At 47.3% G+C, this 17,694-nt stretch carries 15 protein-coding genes and 4 tRNA genes; 5 read left to right on the forward strand and 14 right to left on the reverse strand.

Translation table 11 applies throughout. The features are described 5' to 3' along the window. Positions 1–886: 886 nt before the first annotated feature. The 5 genes from BACPLE_RS01615 to BACPLE_RS01635 all read right to left on the reverse strand — a co-directional run bounded on the left by BACPLE_RS01615 (position 887) and on the right by BACPLE_RS01635 (position 3,656). Positions 887–960 (reverse strand) — tRNA-Arg (locus BACPLE_RS01615). Between the two features lie 26 nt (positions 961–986). Further along, positions 987–1,060: transfer RNA gene (locus tag BACPLE_RS01620), tRNA-Arg, on the reverse strand. Positions 1,061–1,087: 27 nt separating this feature from the next. Beyond that, a tRNA-Arg gene (locus BACPLE_RS01625) sits at positions 1,088–1,164 on the reverse strand. Positions 1,165–1,193: 29 nt separating this feature from the next. Next, positions 1,194–1,267 (reverse strand) — tRNA-Arg (locus BACPLE_RS01630). 82 nt (positions 1,268–1,349) lie between these two features. Further along, entirely contained in the window at positions 1,350–3,656 is a 2,307-nt protein-coding gene (locus BACPLE_RS01635; RefSeq protein WP_007558300.1) for a patatin-like phospholipase family protein, read from the reverse strand. A gap of 159 nt (positions 3,657–3,815) precedes the next feature. Between BACPLE_RS01635 and BACPLE_RS01640 the strand changes: the two genes are divergently transcribed. Further along, entirely contained in the window at positions 3,816–4,685 is an 870-nt protein-coding gene (locus BACPLE_RS01640; protein WP_007558303.1) for a PepSY-like domain-containing protein, read from the forward strand. A 178-nt stretch (positions 4,686–4,863) separates the two neighbouring features. Then, complete coding sequence (locus BACPLE_RS01645; protein WP_007558305.1) at positions 4,864–5,367, forward strand: thioredoxin family protein; 504 nt, start codon at positions 4,864–4,866, stop codon at positions 5,365–5,367. Between the two features lie 128 nt (positions 5,368–5,495). Here the strand turns inward: BACPLE_RS01645 and dapA are convergent, their stop codons facing one another. Continuing rightward, positions 5,496–6,389, reverse strand: a complete 894-nt coding sequence (dapA, locus tag BACPLE_RS01650; protein WP_007558307.1) for a 4-hydroxy-tetrahydrodipicolinate synthase — start codon at positions 6,387–6,389, stop codon at positions 5,496–5,498. Positions 6,390–6,502: 113 nt separating this feature from the next. Further along, positions 6,503–8,503, reverse strand: coding sequence for an NAD-dependent DNA ligase LigA (gene ligA / locus BACPLE_RS01655; protein ID WP_007558308.1), 2,001 nt, complete (start codon positions 8,501–8,503; stop codon positions 6,503–6,505). Positions 8,504–8,576: 73 nt separating this feature from the next. Here ligA and trmD point away from each other — a divergent pair, with 73 nt between their 5' ends. Then, positions 8,577–9,257: a tRNA (guanosine(37)-N1)-methyltransferase TrmD gene (gene trmD, locus BACPLE_RS01660; protein WP_022053273.1), complete on the forward strand. Its 681-nt coding sequence runs from the start codon at positions 8,577–8,579 to the stop codon at positions 9,255–9,257. A 27-nt stretch (positions 9,258–9,284) separates the two neighbouring features. Further along, on the forward strand, positions 9,285–10,046 hold the full coding sequence (locus BACPLE_RS01665) for a 4Fe-4S binding protein (RefSeq protein WP_007558311.1): 762 nt from the start codon (positions 9,285–9,287) through the stop codon (positions 10,044–10,046). Positions 10,047–10,211: 165 nt separating this feature from the next. Here BACPLE_RS01665 and BACPLE_RS01670 read toward each other — a convergent pair whose 3' ends face one another. The 5 genes from BACPLE_RS01670 to BACPLE_RS01690 form a co-directional block, all read right to left on the reverse strand. Next, positions 10,212–11,123, reverse strand: coding sequence for a dihydroorotate dehydrogenase (locus tag BACPLE_RS01670; RefSeq protein ID WP_007558315.1), 912 nt, complete (start codon positions 11,121–11,123; stop codon positions 10,212–10,214). After that, a complete protein-coding gene (locus BACPLE_RS01675; RefSeq protein WP_007558316.1) occupies positions 11,111–11,887 on the reverse strand; it encodes a dihydroorotate dehydrogenase electron transfer subunit in 777 nt (258 codons plus the stop codon). Before BACPLE_RS01675 ends, BACPLE_RS01670 begins: the two co-directional genes overlap by 13 nt. A 93-nt stretch (positions 11,888–11,980) precedes the next feature. Continuing rightward, positions 11,981–12,430 (reverse strand): helix-turn-helix domain-containing protein, encoded by a 450-nt coding sequence (locus BACPLE_RS01680; protein ID WP_007558318.1) that lies wholly within the window; start codon positions 12,428–12,430, stop codon positions 11,981–11,983. A 710-nt stretch (positions 12,431–13,140) separates the two neighbouring features. Further along, entirely contained in the window at positions 13,141–14,157 is a 1,017-nt protein-coding gene (holA, locus tag BACPLE_RS01685) for a DNA polymerase III subunit delta (protein ID WP_007558322.1), read from the reverse strand. Between the two features lie 10 nt (positions 14,158–14,167). After that, a complete protein-coding gene (locus BACPLE_RS01690; RefSeq protein WP_007558324.1) occupies positions 14,168–14,944 on the reverse strand; it encodes an AMP nucleosidase in 777 nt (258 codons plus the stop codon). A gap of 207 nt (positions 14,945–15,151) precedes the next feature. Here BACPLE_RS01690 and BACPLE_RS01700 point away from each other — a divergent pair, with 207 nt between their 5' ends. Beyond that, positions 15,152–15,601, forward strand: a complete 450-nt coding sequence (locus BACPLE_RS01700; RefSeq protein WP_007558329.1) for a type I restriction enzyme HsdR N-terminal domain-containing protein — start codon at positions 15,152–15,154, stop codon at positions 15,599–15,601. 67 nt (positions 15,602–15,668) lie between these two features. Here the strand turns inward: BACPLE_RS01700 and BACPLE_RS01705 are convergent, their stop codons facing one another. Beyond that, a complete protein-coding gene (locus tag BACPLE_RS01705; RefSeq protein WP_007558331.1) occupies positions 15,669–16,460 on the reverse strand; it encodes a zinc ribbon domain-containing protein in 792 nt (263 codons plus the stop codon). A 6-nt stretch (positions 16,461–16,466) separates the two neighbouring features. Continuing rightward, the gene (locus tag BACPLE_RS01710; RefSeq protein ID WP_007558334.1) at positions 16,467–17,561 is read right to left on the reverse strand and encodes a Nif3-like dinuclear metal center hexameric protein; all 1,095 of its coding nucleotides are present in this window, start codon (positions 17,559–17,561) and stop codon (positions 16,467–16,469) included. Positions 17,562–17,694: the final 133 nt, after the last annotated feature.

Below are 17,694 nucleotides of genomic sequence, written 5' to 3' on the forward strand. Positions count from 1 at the left end.
CTGGAAGAATAAGAATAGTTCCACGACTGACTACAGTATCAGTCTCACACACAGTTACAGTTACATTACTTCCTGAGAAATCCCAAGATGAACCGCAAGATGCGGCCAAAAAGAGGGATCCAACGCAAAACAGACATACTAAAAATTTTTTCATTTGACTAAGAGTTTATGTAAATTAATGTATTCAAACAAAGAACAAATCCTGTCAGACAACACATAAGAAGAAAAGAAATCAGAAGTCTTTCTAAGACGATGCAAAGACCAAAGACGCTGCACATGATCAGACAACAAAAATCCATGTTGCTTAATCCAGTCGATAAGCTCAGATTTACTTCCAAAATCTATACGCTTACCACGAGTCCGATGTACTAGAGAATACCTCATAAATTTAACTATTTAAAAGTGGTCAATTCTTCAAATAATAATCTGAGACTGAGGGTATAAACCTTACAGCAAGACTAAGGAAAGTAAAATATTTGGATTATGCACATAATCCGTATTATGTTTAATTAGAAAAATAGCATTCTCTCCTCTTTGTTAGAAATGCGTTCAAAATTTTATAGGAGCAGGAAATTTCATTGTGGAAAGTAATTCTCGCTCTGTTTTAAAGATTATCGTATGGTGTTCTCTTTCTTCCTTAGTCTTTTGAGGGGATTTCTGTAAAAAATATTTTCAGGAAACGTTGTTCTACGTTTTTTTCTTACGGAAAATTAATAAAGAGTAAGCGATTATGTTGGCACATGGAAGAGTCTTTTTCTAGCAAATTTTACGTTGAATCGCAAATTCGCAGTTAAACTTGATAATCGGCCGAATCCCTTGGATTATGCTGTAGATAGCAAAGTTGCAGATACAAAAAAAGCACCTCTTTTAAAAAGGTGCTTCTTTGTGACCGCGACAGGATTCAAACCTGTAACCGGCTGATCCGTAGTCAGCTACTCTATTCAGTTGAGCTACGCGGCCAATCGTTCAAATTTTGATTAGAAAAGTGACCACGACAGGATTCAAACCTGTAACCGGCTGATCCGTAGTCAGCTACTCTATTCAGTTGAGCTACGTGGCCAATTATTTCTAAATCTTCAGTAGAAAATGGTGACCGCGACAGGATTCAAACCTGTAACCGGCTGATCCGTAGTCAGCTACTCTATTCAGTTGAGCTACGCGGCCAATCATTTCATTCAAACTAACAAGGAAGGTGACCGCGACAGGATTCAAACCTGTAACCGGCTGATCCGTAGTCAGCTACTCTATTCAGTTGAGCTACGCGGCCATGTCCTTTTTGTTTGACGGGTGCAAAGGTATGGAGTTTGTACGAAACTTCCAAATATTTCTGCGATTTTTTTCAATAAAAATTATTCCATAAACCGGCTTCCAAATATCTGCCAGCCTAGTGTGAGGCCTAAATTCCAGTTGTTACTCGGTGAACTATAGTGATTTAGGTAGGCACATATGGAGCCGAAAGGAAGTCTGACTACCAGATCCAGTTCGCCCATATATTCGAACTGTGAGAACACTTTTCCATAGCGTGCTTTACCACTTTCTTCCCGGATGGGGAAAATCGGTGCGAATCCATACATGCCTAGTCTTACCTGAAGCACGCTGTTGAACTGGTAGATTGGACATACACCTGCTCCTACAAACTGATTAGCCCGGAATGCTTCGTTGTAGGTGATTCTACTGTGAGCCGTAGGTGCAAATTCTCCAGCCTGCATCATGGTAGCCCGGTAATTGTGGCTAAAGTTACGCGAAGAATAATAGGCCTTCAGGTAGGTTCCTAGCGAGAAATGAGGGTTGAGTGTATGATACTTTTCCAGTTCATAGGCTATTTGCAGCCATGATTGGATGTATTTATAGTTTTCCGTATAGGCGGGATCTTCGTTTCCTGGATAGTACCGTTCCACCCCAGTATAAATGTGTGCAGCAAGTCTTTCACGCCGTCCGGAAGTGGCAAACTGCCGGCTGTTAAGTGTATTTCCGTCCAATGCAACCGAACCGCCAAATATGGTATATTTGCTGGCGTCGCGTACGTCTGAGCTAAAGTCAATGACGTTCGTCTGGAAGTATTGGTCTTCCAACTGGCCTACCCCGATACCGAATTCTGCTTTTTGCCTGCTCAGGAAAGGCATGGATACAAACAACTTGACAAACTCTTCTTTTTGTTTGTTGAAGATCGGAGTATTTCCTTTGCTCAACAGTTTTTCCTGCTTCAGGTAGTCGAAGGTAGATAAGGAAGCAACCAGACGATACGAAGTCGGCAACCGGGTTGGCAAGTCAATACGTCCGGATAGCTGCAAGTTGTTGTAGATTTGTCCCAGCTGTCCGTCCAATGAGAATTCCTTGGATAAATTGTTCAAGTTGTGGTAGGTGGCTCCTATATATACCTGATTGGCTCCGTTTGAGCCAACGTTTCCTCCTACTCTCAGAGAGAGGTCATCCTTCATACGTACTTTCAAATCCAAATTAAAATCGTTTTCGTAGGGATTATATACCGCATGAGGAATAATCTCAGAAATCATATTATCGGACGACATCAGGCGGAAATATCCTTTCCGAAGCTCTTCCAGAGAGAATGTGCCGTCTTCTTCACTGTGGAATTCCTTACGGATGTATTTTTTCTGCTGATCGTTTGCTCCATGAATGATGATATTGCGGAAGCGGAATTCAGGCATTTTCTTTTTGAATGCCATGCGCTCCTTCTCCAGCAAGCGATAGTCCATACGGCGTGATATCCGGTTCTTGATGGAGTCCATCAGTTCCATGGTACGCTTATAGCCGATGTCGTGGAGTTCGTCAAAACGGTTGAAGTCCATCAGGTTTACATCGTCGTATTTGAAGGTCATCAGGATGCCCGTAGAATCGGGAACGGAGTAATCTGTTTTCTGCATGATCATGCTTTCCAGCTGTCCGATGATGTCTCCCTCCTGCGGTTTCCCGGGATTGGAACTTACCACGCTACCGATAATGATGTCCGGATGAAAATCTTCTGTCATTACATTGACCGGAAAATTGTTGTATATTCCTCCGTCATACGCCAGTACGGAATCTATTTCAATGGGTTTGAACATGCCAGGGAAACTCATGGAAGCACGTACGGCATCTCCCAAATCACCTTCCTTAAAGATGATTGGACGTTTGTTATACACATCGGAAGCCACGCAGCGGAAAGGAATGAACAGATTGTCAAAGTTCCCCCGACAGAGCGCAGTAGCCTGTCCGAACAATTCTACGAATGCCAGGTTCATCTGCAACGGGTCGACCACGCTGGAAGGCAGAAACTGTGTTTTTACCTTGTGCAGCGGATTTTTCAATGATACACGGATATTGATGAACTCCGGTGTAGGCGGATTCCGCTTGAAATAGTAGATGTATTTTTCCTGTATCCCTCCGGAATACCATCGCTTGAAATCTTCCGATTTGATGAGCTTTTCCATGTCGTCCGGCGAATAGCCCATGGCATACAGCGAACCGACGATGGCGCCCATGGAAGTACCCGTGACATAGTCGATGGGAATGTTGTTTTCTTCCAGTGCACGAATAATGCCGATATGTGTCAGGCCTTTTGCTCCGCCCCCACTGAGTACCAGTCCCACTTTCTGAGCCGATACAGTGGAGAAAAACAGACAGAAAAAGATCACAAGAATGCGGTGTATATATATCATATATAAATAGGCTAAGTTGTTGTACCCCAAATATAGTGATAAAAATAGACTGGGCACGCGAAATCTCATTTTTTTTCCAACTTCGCAGATTATTTCAAAATCTTTTCAGAATTGTGTCAGACCTTTGTCACAAACAAAAGAAAAAAGGGACACTGAATTATGAAGAAGTTTGTATTTTGGGCAATGATGACACTAGGTGTAGTCGGCCTGCAGAGCTGTGATAAAGATGACGATAACCACGTACAAGTTTCGGCAAACCTGCAAGAAGCTTTTGATACCCGATACCCGAATGTATCGAGAGTGGACTGGGAACAAAAAGGTCAGTTCTATGAAGCTGAGTTTGCAGATAACGGGTATGAGAACAAAGCATGGTTTACTCCTGACGGTGTATGGGTGATGACGGAATATGACATTCCTTTTGCTCAATTACCGCAAGTTGTGCAAGATGCCTTTAAAACCGGTGCATACGCATCATGGAGAGTAGATGATGTGGACAAGATTGAGAAAACCGATGCCAGCGTGATTTACGTCATTGAAGTGGAATCGGGTGAGAAGGAATATGAACTTACCTATCTGGAAGATGGCACGCTGATTCGTGAAGAAGCAGAATGGGGAGAACATACTCCGGTAGCTCCCGGACAGACATCGGAGGTGAAGGAGCTGGTAAAGACAAAATATCCTCAGGCTGTGATTCTGGACATTGAAGAAGAAAAAGGGGGTATCGAAGTGGAAATCCGTGACGGCGGCCGTCAGAAAGAAGTGTACTACAAACTGGCTGATGGAGTTCTTTCCTGGATACATACTACATACGAGATAGAAGAGCGCGAATACAGTACCCTTCCCGAAGGCGTACGCCAAGCTTTGGCTGATTTGTCAGGAAGCGGAATGGAGGTCGACGATGTGGATTTCTTTGAAACAGAAACCGGGAATTACTACCGTATAGAAGTGGAAGACCGTGGGGCCGACAAGTACGTTTACGTAGCCGAAAATGGGGAGATGCTTCAGATGAAACTTAAAAATTATGCTTAAAAACATAAAATATTAGACTTTTCTGAACTTTTTAGGGAAATAAACCGTATATTTGCAACGGATTTCCCAGATTCACGTGGCCGGGCAGTCCTGCTGTTCCGGCCACAGAAGTAATGTTCCGGGCAGGAAATCACTGTAAGGACACAGTACCGGATAGTATTAACTAAAATCAAATTACATGCTCAAAAATGTAAAGTGGTTTTTTGTTGTATTAGTATTCAGTTCCTTCATTTCTCTGTCATTTGACAAGAGAAAGACTCCCACCGAGAAACTTCCGCTTGGGGCGCAGGCTCCGGAGTTAGTGCTCGGAAAAGAAAAGCAGCCGCTCAGCCTGCAAGCCGCAAAAGGCAATTACATCCTGCTGAGCTTTTGGGCCAGTTACGACGCCGCATCGCGTACACGCAATGCCAGACTGCACAATGTGGTTTCGGACGACGCCCGTGTTGAGATGATTTCCATTTCATTCGACCGCTACCAGTCGGTATTCAACGCGGCGGTTCGCCAGGACGGTATCAGCGATAACGTCTATCAGGAAATGGAAGGTGAAAATTCGGAGATATTCAAGTCGTACGACCTGAAGCACGGATTCATCAATTACCTGGTGAACGACCGTGGAGCCATTGTGGCAAAGAATGTAACTTCCTCCGAACTGGCATCGCTTCTGCATCAGGCAGAAAATTGATGCCCGCCCTTTGAAGAAGATGACTTTGGATACAACAAAAAGCAAAGAGATTTCAAATCAGACAGGTTCTGTACAGATTTGAAATCTCTTTTTTTATACGGTCACGGCAGGACTCTGCCGTGATTTCTTTAGCATTTTATTTTCAGCTCATCCAGTATGCGGCGCATCTGCTCGTAAGTAGTGATGCGGGTAGGAACTAGCGGCAGGCGCAGACGGTTTTCAATCATTCCCATCATGCTCAGCATGGCTTTCACTCCGGCAGGGTTACCGTCGACGAACAGCAGCTTGAACAGCTCCGTAAACTGGTGATGGATGGTCAGCGCATTGTTGTAGTCGCCGGCCAGTGCCAGACGTGTCATGCGGCTGAATTCACGCGGAAAGGCATTTCCGATAACGGAGATAACGCCCACGGCTCCCAAGGTAATCAGCGGGAAGGTAATACCGTCGTCGCCCGAGATTACGTCGAAATTCTCCGGTTTGTTCTTGATGATATCGTCCATCTGTGTAATGTTGCCCGATGCTTCCTTGATAGCCACGATGTTCTTGAAGTCGCGTGCCAGACGCAAGGTTGTTTCGGCCGTCATGTTCACACCGGTACGTCCCGGCACATTGTAGAGCACTACCGGAAGATCAGTAGCTTCGGCAATAGCTTTATAGTGCTGGTAAATGCCTTCCTGTGAAGGTTTATTATAATAAGGAACGGCCACCAGTACAGCGTCCACTCCTGTGAAGTCCTCATTTTTCAGCGTGTTGAGCACCGTCTGCGTGCAGTTGCTGCTGATGCCCAGCAAAATTGGCACACGACCGTTGACGCGTTCTATCACCACTTTCTTGATTTGTCTTTTTTCTTCCTCAGTCAGTGTCGGTGTTTCCGCAGTGGTACCCAGTACACAGAGAAAATCCACCCCATTTTGTACCTGATATTCAACGAGTCGTACCAGCGCGTTATAATCCACGCTACCGTCGCTCTTGAAGGGAGTAATCAGAGCTACCCCCATTCCTTTCAGTCTTCTTACTATCATAAATGAAATATAATCACTTTAACAAGTGTACAAAAGTACGAATATTTTCAATTTAACCTATAGATTTAATCGTTTTTTTGCCTTTTATAAATAATTTGTAAAGGACTGGCACTTTATTCGCCGATCATTCCGAGAAACTCCTCTTCATTTACGATGCGGATGCCCAGTTTTTCTGCTTTTTCCAGTTTGCTGGGGCCCATATTCTCTCCGGCCAGGATGAAGCTTGTTTTCTTGGAGATGCTGCCCACGTTCTTTCCGCCATGCTTTTCGATAAGTGCCTTGTATTCGTCGCGTGAGTGGTGGGCAAATACGCCGCTGATGACGATGGACTGGCCTTGCAGCTTGTCGGTCTGCCCGGCTGTCTCTTCCTCGCTGATGGCCATCTGTACTCCGGCTTCACGCAGGCGTTCGATGAGCTGGAGATTCTTCTCGCTGTGGAAATAACGCAGGATACTCTGTGCAATCTTTTCGCCGATTTCGTCCACGTGAATCAGGTCGTCCAGCGTAGCCGATTTCAGGTCGTCGATGGAGCGGAACGCACGTGCCACTTTCTTGGCCACGGTTTCGCCCACAAAGCGGATGCCCAGTGCAAAGATGACACGCTCGTAGGGAACGGTCTTCGATTTCTCTACTCCCTGTATGATGTTCTCGGCCGATTTTTCTCCCATGCGGTTCAGACGGCAGATGTCTGCTGCTTGCAGCGTGTAGAGGTCGGCCACGTCGTGAATCAGTCCCTCCTGATAGAACTGGTCGACGGTTTCCGGTCCCAGCCCTTCGATGTTCATGGCACGGCGGCTGATGAAATGCTCGATGCGGCCCTTTATCTGTGTAGGGCAACCGTCTTCGTTCGTGCAGTAATGTGCAGCTTCGTCCTCGTAGCGTACCAGTCGGCTGCCGCATTCCGGACAGTGTGTGATGAAAGTTACCTTCTCGCTTCCTTCCGGACGTGCGTCCTTATCCACTCCCGTAATCTTCGGAATGATTTCGCCGCCCTTTTCCACGTACACCATATCGCCCAAATGCAGGTCGAGCGACTCGATGATGTCGGCATTGTGGAGAGAAGCACGTTTCACCACCGTACCCGAAAGCTGAACCGGTTCCAGATTGGCTACGGGGGTTACCGCTCCCGTACGTCCCACCTGATACGTTACCTTCAGCAGTTTGGTGCAAGCCTGTTCCGCCTGAAATTTATAAGCGATGGCCCAGCGCGGCGACTTGGCCGTGAAGCCCAGGTTGCGCTGCTGGCGCTGTGAGTTTACCTTCAGCACAATGCCGTCGGTAGCCACCGGCAGATTCTTGCGCTCCAAGTCCCAGTAGTTGATAAAGTCGAATACCTCTTCCAGCGTACGGGCCTTGCGCATGTGCGACGACACTTTGAAGCCCCAGCGTGCCGCTTCCTGCAAATTCTCATAATGCCCGTCGTGCGGCAGTTCCTCGCCCAACAGATAATATAGGTAGGCATCCAGCTTGCGCGAAGCCACTACTGCCGAGTTCTGCGACTTGAGCGTACCCGAAGCCGCATTGCGCGGATTGGCAAAAAGCGGTTCCTCACGCTGCTCACGTTCGCGGTTCAGTTCCTCGAACACCGTCCACGGCATCAGAATCTCACCCCGGATTTCAAACCGGCGGGGATAGCCTTCGCCCGACAGGCGCAGCGGAATGGAACGGATGGTCTTCACGTTGTCCGTCACGTCATCGCCCCGTACACCGTCACCACGCGTCACCGCCTGCACCAGTCGTCCGTCTTCGTAGGTCAGCGAGATAGACGTACCGTCGAACTTCAGCTCACAGCAGATTTCGAAGTCCTCGTTCAGTGCCTTCCGCACACGTTCGTAGAACTCCCGCACCTCTGTCTCGGAATACGTGTTGCCCAATGAGAGCATAGGATACTTGTGTTCTACCTGGCGGAACTCCTTGTTCAGGTCGCTGCCCACGCGCACGCTCGGCGAGTTCTCGTCGTAGTGTTCGGGGTGTTTCGCTTCCAAATCCTGCAGTTCACGCATGAGCCGGTCGAATTCCTGGTCGCTGATGGTTGGTGCATTGAGAATGTAGTAGTTATGATTATGCGTGTGTAACTCTTCACGCAGCTGGTCGATTCTTTCTATTTCTGTCATGACATTAAAGCGTAATGTTTCATGCAAAAGTAGCAAAAATATTCGTACTTTTGCAAAAAACAATCGCAGACAAATGAGAATAGACATTATAACCGTATTGCCGGAAATGATTGAAGGATTCTTCAATTACTCCATCATGAGCCGTGCTCAGAAGAAAGGAATTGCCGAGATTCACATCCATAACCTGCGCGATTACGCGTACGACCGTTACCGTAAGGTGGACGATTATCCGTTCGGGGGATGTGCCGGCATGGTGATGAAGATTGAGCCGATTGACCGGTGTATCTCTGCACTGAAGGCGGAACGTCATTACGACGAGGTGATTTTCACGACGCCCGACGGCGAGCAGTTCAACCAGAAGATGGCCAACACGCTGTCGCTGTCGCAGAACCTGATTATTCTGTGCGGACACTTTAAGGGCATCGACTACCGCATCCGCGAGCATTTCATCACGAAGGAAATCAGCATTGGCGACTATGTGCTGACGGGCGGCGAGCTGGCGGCAGCGGTGATTGCCGATTCGATTGTCCGCATCATTCCGGGAGTGATTTCCGATGAGCAGTCGGCTTTGTCCGATTCGTTCCAGGACAACCTGCTGGCTCCTCCGGTGTACACTCGTCCGGCAGAATACAACGGCTGGAAGGTGCCCGACATCTTGCTGTCCGGCCATGAAGCGAAGATTCGTGAATGGGAGTTCCAGCAGTCGCTTGAACGGACCCAGCGTTTGCGTCCGGATTTGCTGGAAGGGAAATAAAAGTAATAATAAAAGGAAAAACAAGGTATGAGCATTTATGAAATAAGCTTCAGCCCGACAGGCGGAACAAAGAAAGTTGCCGATTTCCTGGCAAATGAATTGAGTCGGGATATTACGAATGTCGACTTGTCAAACGGTAAGGAGGATTTTCATAGATTCTCATTGACAAAGGAGGATGTAGCTATAGTGGCTGTTCCATCGTATAGCGGACGTGTTCCTTCTACTGCCGCAGAACGCATTTCGAAGATTCAGGGCAATGGAGCAAAAGCCATCATCGTGTGTGTATATGGAAACCGCGCCTATGAGGATACTTTGGTGGAGCTTCAGGACCTTGTGCAACAGGCAGGATTTTCAGTCGTGTCTGCAGTGGCAGCCATTGCAGAACATTCAATTGCTCATCGATACGCCACGAACAGACCAGACGAAAAAGACTACGAACAACTGAAAGGGTTTGCAGACAAGATTGGTGATAAACTGAAGCGAAATGATTTTACTACTCCTGCAATACCTGGCAACAGACCATACAGGAAGGCTGGAGAGGCAGGTGTCGTTCCGAAGCCTACGAAGGCGTGTACCCGATGCGGTTTGTGTGTTGTCAGATGCCCTGTCGGAGCCATCGACCCAAGCAACCCGGCAAAAGTGAACAAAAAAGCCTGTATTTCATGCATGCGTTGCGTCTCCGTGTGTCCCCATCAGGCGAGAAAAGTGAACCGCTTGCTTCTTGCTGTCGTGAACATGATGCTGAAAAAGGCATGTACTGAACGAAAAGCATGTGAGCTGTATCTTTGATTTTAGATGTAAAGACTTACTTTCAAACGCAAGTCCGTTTCATTTAAAACGCCTTTACGTTTTAGGTAAAACGCACTTGCGTTTAAAAGAAAACGTCCTTGCGTTTTGTGACGAACGCAAGGACGTTTTTTTATGCCTGTTTTCGGGCCTTGAAAAGTGTTGTTTTCAGACTTCCAGTGCACCGATGATGTCGCGTACGGAACTGTATCCGTGACGGTCCAGATAATCGTTGATGCCTTCGGCCACTTTCACGGTGATGGCCGGATCAATGAAGTTGGCTGTACCAATCTGGATGGCAGTGGCACCTGCCAGCAGGAATTCTACGGCATCCTTCCAGTTCATGATACCACCCAGACCTATTACCGGAATGTTTACGGCTTTAGCTACCTGCCATACCATGCGCAGGGCGATGGGTTTCACGGCAGCACCACTCATACCTCCGGTCACGGTCGACAGGATGGGACGACGCTTTTCTGCATCGATGGCCATGCCCAGCAGGGTGTTGATGAGCGACACGCTGTCGGCTCCGGCACCTTCTACGGCACGGGCAATCTCGGTGATGTCTGTCACGTTGGGCGACAGTTTTACAATCAATGTCTTCTTGTAGACTTTACGTACGGCACTCACCACTTCGGCAGCTCCGTGAGCCGTTACACCGAAAGCCATACCTCCCTGCTTCACGTTCGGGCAGGAAATGTTCAGCTCGATGGCCGGGATGTTTTCCAGTTCGTTGATGATGGAAGCCGTCTCCGCATAGTCTTCCACCTGTGAGCCGGACACGTTTACAATCATGTTCGTACGGATGTCCTTAATCTGCGGATAGATGTGGTCCACGAAATAATGCACGCCTTTGTTCTGCAATCCCACGGCATTGAGCATACCCATGGGTGTTTCGGCCATACGCGGGTAAGGGTTTCCTTCACGGTGGTGAAGTGTGGTTCCCTTCACGATGATACCTCCGATTCTCTCCAGGTCCACGAAGTCCTGAAACTCCAGTCCATATCCGAATGTACCCGATGCGGTCATGACCGGGTTCGACAAGTTCAATTTACCGATGTTTACGCTTAAATCTGCCATAATAGTTTCTTTATATTAAATACCGGACCTTCTTTACATACGCACACATGTCCCTCGTCTGTCTTTTCCACGCAGCAGAGGCAGGCTCCGACGCCGCAGGCCATGGTGTTTTCCAGTGACACCTCGCATTCGATGCCTTCTGCCTTGGCATACTTGGCCACTGCCATCATCATGGGTTTCGGGCCGCAGGTGTAAATCATGTCAAACTTCTGTGCTTTCAGTACGCTGTGCATGGTGACGTATCCCTTTTCGCCCATGCTGCCGTCTTCGGTGGTAGTGTACACGTCGCCGAGGGCTTCAAACTGTTCCAGCTGGAGCAGGTCGTTCTTCGAGCGGGCACCCAGCAGGAAGGTGGGCTTGCATCCTTGTTTCAGGAGCGCTTCGCCCAGGTATAGCATGGGAGCCGTACCTACACCGCCGCCCACGAGCAGCACCTTGGTGTCGGCAGAAGCCGGCATGGTGAATCCGTTGCCCAGCGGGAGCACTACGTTTACTGTATCGCCTTTCTGTACGGTAGCCAGTTTACGGGTACCGTCGCCCACGAGCTGGACGAGGAACCATACTTCGTTTTTCTCTCTATCTACGTAGTTGATGGAAATGGGGCGACGCAGGAAGGTAGTCGGCGAACCGTCCACCCGGATTTCGGCAAACTGTCCCGGAAGCATTTCGGGCAAGGGAGCCTCTTGCGTCAGCTTGATGAGAACGTAGTTCGCGTGCAGGCGAGTGTTCTCGGTGACTGTCAAATCTAAGATGTATTTCTTCATATAAAAAAGGTAAATTCGTTTCTTTCACGCAAAGATACGAATTTACCTTTTATATGCCTAACACCTTGGCGGGTGCTTTTGTCGTTCGGCGACTTATTTTTCGGGTTTGAATACCTCGTAGGTGCCGTTGTCGAAGAAAATACGTATTTCGGTAATCTTCGGATGCGGCTTTTCGATGTACTTAACTTCCTCTCTGATAATCTCTTTTGGCGGATAAACCACGGTAGGAACCTCGTTCTCCTTGCGAAAATCGGAGTGAGCCGGCTCTTCGGTCGTGTTTTTCGGATTCTCGAGCGGTTGTGAGAACAAGTCCATGCCTGTTACGGCGGGAGCACTTTCTTCCATTTCGCCTTCACCGTAGAGCAGCCAGTTGATGTTGATGTACGGACATGCCTTATGGATGCGCATGACGACTTCCAGGCTGGGTTTGTTTCGCCCGCTGAAGATGTGCGACAGTGAAGAGGTGGAGATGCCTATCTTTTCGGCGAATTCGGCATTTGATAAACCCTCTTTTTGCATGACTTTTAGAATCCGGTCCTTCATATACAAATGGAAATGGCTTTGTTTGTTGATTACAAAAGTAATTCTTTAAATTTAGAAATGCAAATTTATAAATCTAAATTTACATTGTTACAAGTGTAAACTATATTATTCCAATTGTACATTTACGCTTCTATACAAGTGTAAATACATTTGTAATTAACTTTAGTTTAGTCGGTTATTTTGCTGGATATTAGTATATTATAATTGTATACATGTGTATATATTGGCAAAATAAGAGTTTATTCGCTCTTTCAGGTCGTTTTATTGAACAGATTTGTAGATATTATTTTAAAATATGCTGGTATTCAGTTTATTATACTTCTTAAAGTTGCATGTTATATTTATTCGTTTACATTTAGATAAGTAACACTTTATTCTTGTAAATTGCATTGTATCAGTGTAATATCTCCTCTACCCGTTTGCTAAAATTTACATTTGTAGCGGATAAATAGGTAAAATACAAATGTAAATCATCCAATTCTACACAAATAAGTGATTACATTTGTATTTTGTACCTTCCACTTCTATCTGTAATTTACCGTTTGTAGGGAAACTTCGTGAGAATTGAAAATTTGACGTCCATTTGTATTCTCCTCCTGATTTTTCAATTCTCGTGAAAAACGAAAAAAGCGGCATACATCCGGTCTTTTTTCAGATGTATGCCGCTTGTACAGCGTATTGCTTTCCTCTTTTCAGAGATTCAGTTTCGGTTAATGAAGAATGAAATAAATCAAGTCGCGCAGCAATTCTCCATCGGGCGCGGAAGGATTGCCTATTCCTTTCGACCGGGCGTCGCATTCGCGAATGGCATGGATGATTTGCATCACCTTTACGCCTGAATAGCGTCGCATGGCTGCCATGTATTCTTTCGCCTGCCACGGACTTTTCAAGCCTAACTGAGCCGCTATTCCCTGGTCTGATTTCTCAGGTGCGTAATAGGCCAGCATCAGGTTTGAGAAGAAGTTGAACAGAATGGCCAGTGTCATTTGTAGCGGATTGTTCTTGGGATTCTCCTCGAAGTATTTGATGATTTTGTTGGCCTTCAGCACGTCCTTTTCCACCAGCGCACTCCGCAGCTCAAAGTTATTGTAATCTTTGCTGATACCGATGTTCCGCTCAATCTGTTCCGGTGTGATGCGGCGTGCGCCTTCCGGCAGTGTCAGGATAAGTTTCTCCAGTTCGCCGGCCATACGGTTCAGGTCGGCTCCTACAAACTCGGCCATCATTTCCGATGCCTTGGGCTCGATTTCCACTTTCTTGCGTTTCAGGTATGAGGAGATGAAACCGGGAATCTGACTGTCCTTGAGCTTCCGCGATTCGAACAGCACCCCGTTTTTCTCGATTTCAGCGGCCAGTTTTTTCCGGCGATCAATGCTGCCGTGCTTGTAGCATACCACCAGTATGGTCGATTTCTGGGGCTTCTGCAAGTAGAAAGCCAGCTCCTCGATGCGTTTCAGGCTCTGTGCTTCCTTTACTACTACCACTTGGTATTCCGACATCATCGGGTAACGCTTGGCGGCGTTGATGACGTTGGCCACATCCGTATCGGCCCCGTATGTGACGGTCAGGTTGAATTCCTTTTCCGTTTCACTGAGCACGGTATCGATGATGTAGTCGGCAATCCGGTCGATGTAGTAATCCTCTTCGCCCATGAGGAAATATACGGGCGCATAGATGCGGTTCTTCAGGTTGCGTACAATCTCTTCGTAAGTGACTTCTTTTGCCATTTTCGTCGGTTTACCAGTCAAATTTCAGGTGTTTCACGGTCTTCTTTTCATCGATGATCATGCGCAGGGCATCGATACCGATTTCTACGTGTTCATGCACGAAATTCTTGGTCACCATGCTGTCACTCTGTTCCGTTTTCACGCCTTCCGGAATCATGGGCTGGTCGGACACGAGCAGCAGGGCACCTGTAGGAATGTGGTTGGCAAATCCGGTGGTGAACAAAGTCGCCGTTTCCATATCCACAGCCATGGCACGGGTCTTCAGCAGGTATTTCTTGAACTCCTCGTCGTGCTCCCAGATGCGGCGGTTGGTGGTGTACACCGTTCCGGTCCAGTAGTCGCGTGAGTGGTCACGGATAGCCGAAGATACGGCACGCTGGAGCATAAAGGCCGGGAGAGCCGGTACCTCAGGCGGATAATAATCGTTCGATGTTCCTTCGCCACGGATGGCCGCGATAGGCAGAATCAGGTCGCCTATCTGGTTCTTCTTGTCGATACCTCCGCACTTGCCCAGAAACAGGCAGGCTTTCGGATGTACGGCACTGAGCAGGTCCATGATGATGGCCGCATTGGGACTTCCCATGCCGAAGTTGATGATGGTCATGCCTTCTGCATGGGCCGAAATCATGTTGGCATCGCGTCCTAAAATGGGCACGTTGAACCGTTCGGCAAAGATTTCGACGTATTTATTGAAGTTTGTCAACAAGATGTACTCACCAAAGTCTTCCAGTTTCCGCTTGGTATAACGCGGGAGCCAGTTTGCTACGATTTCTTCTTTTGTTTTCATTAGCTCTCAGAATTTGTGTTGCCAAATAAAAGGTTATTGGGAAGATGATATTATCTTCCTTAAACGCAAATGTACAATAATAATGCAAACAGAAAAAAGAATTTGGGATTTTCTCTTACCGGAGACCTTCGGTTTTTGGAAAATAATTCAGCTTTTATGTACTTTTGAGAAAATGGAGTATCTTTGCTTCGTAATAGAAGAACGCTTATGTTTGCATTGAACCTGCCTGCTTTTGAGGCCAAGATTGCCCAGCGAGAGGGAAAGAACGTGATATTTGACGTGCTCCGTCGCCGGTATGTAGCGCTGACTCCGGAGGAGTGGGTACGCCAGCATTTTACGAATTTTCTGCTGAAGGAAAAGGGGTATCCGCAAGGACTGTTGGCCAATGAGATACAAATTAACCTGAACGGGACGAAGAAACGCTGTGATACGGTGCTCTACCGGCGCGACCTGACTCCGCAGATGATTGTGGAATACAAGGCTCCTTCGGTGGAGATTACGCAGGCTGTCTTTGACCAGATTACCCGTTACAACATGGTGCTGAAGGTGGATTACCTGGTGGTGAGCAACGGGCTTCGTCACTACTGCTGCCGCATCGACTATGCACGGAATACGTATTATTTTCTCCCGGACATTCCCCGTTATACTGATTTGTAGGGCATAAAAAAGAAGGAATCCCCTGAGCGGGAATCCCTTCTTCTGCTGCCAGACGGAAGTCTGACGCTTATTTCATTTTTGTTTCCAGATGCTTTTCTGTTTCTACACCAGCCAGTTCCGGGTCAATCATGATACGGCCACAGTATTCGCATACGATGATTTTCTTGCGCATACGGATGTCGAGCTGTTTCTGAGGCGGAATCTTGTTGAAGCAACCGCCACAAGCGTCACGCTGCACGTAAGTAATACCCAGACCGTTGCGTGAGTTCTTACGGATACGCTTGAAAGCCTGAAGCAGACGCGGTTCGATGGTAGCTTCTAGGTTCTTGGCTTTTTCTCTCAGTTTTTCTTCCTCCTGCTTGGTTTCTGAGATGATTTCGTCCAGTTCGTTCTTCTTTACTTCCAGATCTTTCTTTCTTTCTTCCAGCAACTGTTCGCTCTTTACGATTTCCTCTTCTTTCGACTTGATGCCGGCTGTATATTCACGGATACGCTTTTCGCAGAGTTCCACTTCCAGGCTCTGGAATTCGATTTCCTTAGTCAGTACGTCGTATTCACGGTTGTTACGTACGTTGTCCTGCTGACTCTTGTACTTTTCGATAGAAGCCTTGGCAGTTTCGATTTCGATTTTCTTGCTGGCTACGTTTGACTTCAGTTCTTCGATTTCAGCCTTGATTTTCTCGATACGTGTGCTCAGACCCGTTACTTCGTCTTCCAGGTCCTGCACTTCCAGCGGAAGCTCTCCTCTCAGTGTCTTGATTTTGTCAATCTCCGACAACATGGTTTGCAACTGGTAGAGTGCTTTCAGCTTTTCTTCCACACTCAATTCATTCGGATCTTTCTTTGCTTCTTTAGCCATAGTTTTCTACAAGTATTTTATGGGATTGGTATTGACACGCGTCAGCTGGGCGTCGAGTGTCGGAAACTTTTCCCGTATGAATGAATATAATAAATCTTTTGTATATTGTTCGCTTTCGTAGTGTCCTATCTCTGCAATGAGAATGTCGTTCTCGTAGCTGAAATAGTCGTGGTATTTCACTTCGCCTGTCAGGAACACGTCGGCATGGGCTCTTACGGCCTTGGGCAGCAGGAAGGCTCCTGCTCCTCCACAGAGGGCGACAGTCTGGATGAGGCGTCCTGTCATGCGCGAATGTTTTACACAGCCCACCTCGAACAGCTTCTTTATCCGGCGAAGGAAATCGGTTTCGGTTTCCGGTTCTTCCAGTTCACCTACGATGCCCGCTCCTGCCTGTGTCCATTCATTCTGCAAGGGATAGAAGTCGTAGGCCGGTTCCTCGTAAGGATGTGCTTCGACAAGGACTTTTTGCACCTTCCCTTTCAGGAATGCCGGCAGCACGGTTTCAATCCGTACCTCATGCTCTTCGTGCAACTGGCCGATTTCTCCGCAGAAAGGATGTGTGCCCGGCTGTGCGCGGAAAGTGCCCTTCCCTTCCAGATTATAGCTGCAGGAATCGTAGTTGCCAATGCACCCGCATCCGGCTTCAAACAAGGCATTACGTACCTCGTCGGCCTGTGCCTGCGGTACGAAGGTAACCAGTTTCAGCAGCTGGTTTTCTTTCGGTTCCAGGATTCTTACGTTCTTCAGTCCGATTTTCTCGGCAATCTTGAAGTTGACGCCCTGCGGTGCGTTGTCCAGGTTGGTGTGCATCGAGAAAATCACGATGTCGTTCTTGATAGCCTTCAGGATGCAGCGTTCCACGTAGTCACGTCCGGTAATCGACTTGTAGCCCTTGAAGATGAGCGGATGGTGAGATACAATCAGGTTATATCCCAATGCGATGGCTTCATCTACCACGGCTTCGGTTACGTCCAGACACAACAAAGCCCCTGTAGCTTCCGCGTCTGTCAATCCGATTTGCAGTCCGGTATTGTCGAATCCGTCCTGTAAAGGCAGAGGCGCGAATATCTCAAGGGCATTCACAATTTCCTTAATTTTCATATTTCGCGAAAAATTTCATGCAAAGATAGGATTTTTCGCGCACATATCCATGCAGGAAGTATTCGTTTTTGTATTTTTTCATGAATATTCCTTCACTTGCGGGCATGAGAAAGCCCCGCTATACCCTTCCGGA

Origin of the sequence: Phocaeicola plebeius DSM 17135 (genome assembly GCF_000187895.1) — a bacterium.
Taxonomy (GTDB): domain Bacteria; phylum Bacteroidota; class Bacteroidia; order Bacteroidales; family Bacteroidaceae; genus Phocaeicola; species Phocaeicola plebeius.

Excerpts from the sequence above, each read along its gene's own strand:
- BACPLE_RS01635 (WP_007558300.1), bottom strand. The coding sequence starts at position 3,656 with ATGATATATATACACCGCATTCTTGTGATCTTTTTCTGTCTGTTTTTC.
- BACPLE_RS01640 (WP_007558303.1), top strand. The coding sequence starts at position 3,816 with ATGAAGAAGTTTGTATTTTGGGCAATGATGACACTAGGTGTAGTCGGC.
- BACPLE_RS01645 (WP_007558305.1), top strand. The coding sequence starts at position 4,864 with ATGCTCAAAAATGTAAAGTGGTTTTTTGTTGTATTAGTATTCAGTTCC.
- dapA (WP_007558307.1), bottom strand. The coding sequence starts at position 6,389 with ATGATAGTAAGAAGACTGAAAGGAATGGGGGTAGCTCTGATTACTCCC.
- ligA (WP_007558308.1), bottom strand. The coding sequence starts at position 8,503 with ATGACAGAAATAGAAAGAATCGACCAGCTGCGTGAAGAGTTACACACG.
- trmD (WP_022053273.1), top strand. The coding sequence starts at position 8,577 with ATGAGAATAGACATTATAACCGTATTGCCGGAAATGATTGAAGGATTC.
- BACPLE_RS01665 (WP_007558311.1), top strand. The coding sequence starts at position 9,285 with ATGAGCATTTATGAAATAAGCTTCAGCCCGACAGGCGGAACAAAGAAA.
- BACPLE_RS01670 (WP_007558315.1), bottom strand. The coding sequence starts at position 11,123 with ATGGCAGATTTAAGCGTAAACATCGGTAAATTGAACTTGTCGAACCCG.
- BACPLE_RS01675 (WP_007558316.1), bottom strand. The coding sequence starts at position 11,887 with ATGAAGAAATACATCTTAGATTTGACAGTCACCGAGAACACTCGCCTG.
- BACPLE_RS01680 (WP_007558318.1), bottom strand. The coding sequence starts at position 12,430 with ATGAAGGACCGGATTCTAAAAGTCATGCAAAAAGAGGGTTTATCAAAT.
- holA (WP_007558322.1), bottom strand. The coding sequence starts at position 14,157 with ATGGCAAAAGAAGTCACTTACGAAGAGATTGTACGCAACCTGAAGAAC.
- BACPLE_RS01690 (WP_007558324.1), bottom strand. The coding sequence starts at position 14,944 with ATGAAAACAAAAGAAGAAATCGTAGCAAACTGGCTCCCGCGTTATACC.
- BACPLE_RS01700 (WP_007558329.1), top strand. The coding sequence starts at position 15,152 with ATGTTTGCATTGAACCTGCCTGCTTTTGAGGCCAAGATTGCCCAGCGA.
- BACPLE_RS01705 (WP_007558331.1), bottom strand. The coding sequence starts at position 16,460 with ATGGCTAAAGAAGCAAAGAAAGATCCGAATGAATTGAGTGTGGAAGAA.
- BACPLE_RS01710 (WP_007558334.1), bottom strand. The coding sequence starts at position 17,561 with ATGAAAATTAAGGAAATTGTGAATGCCCTTGAGATATTCGCGCCTCTG.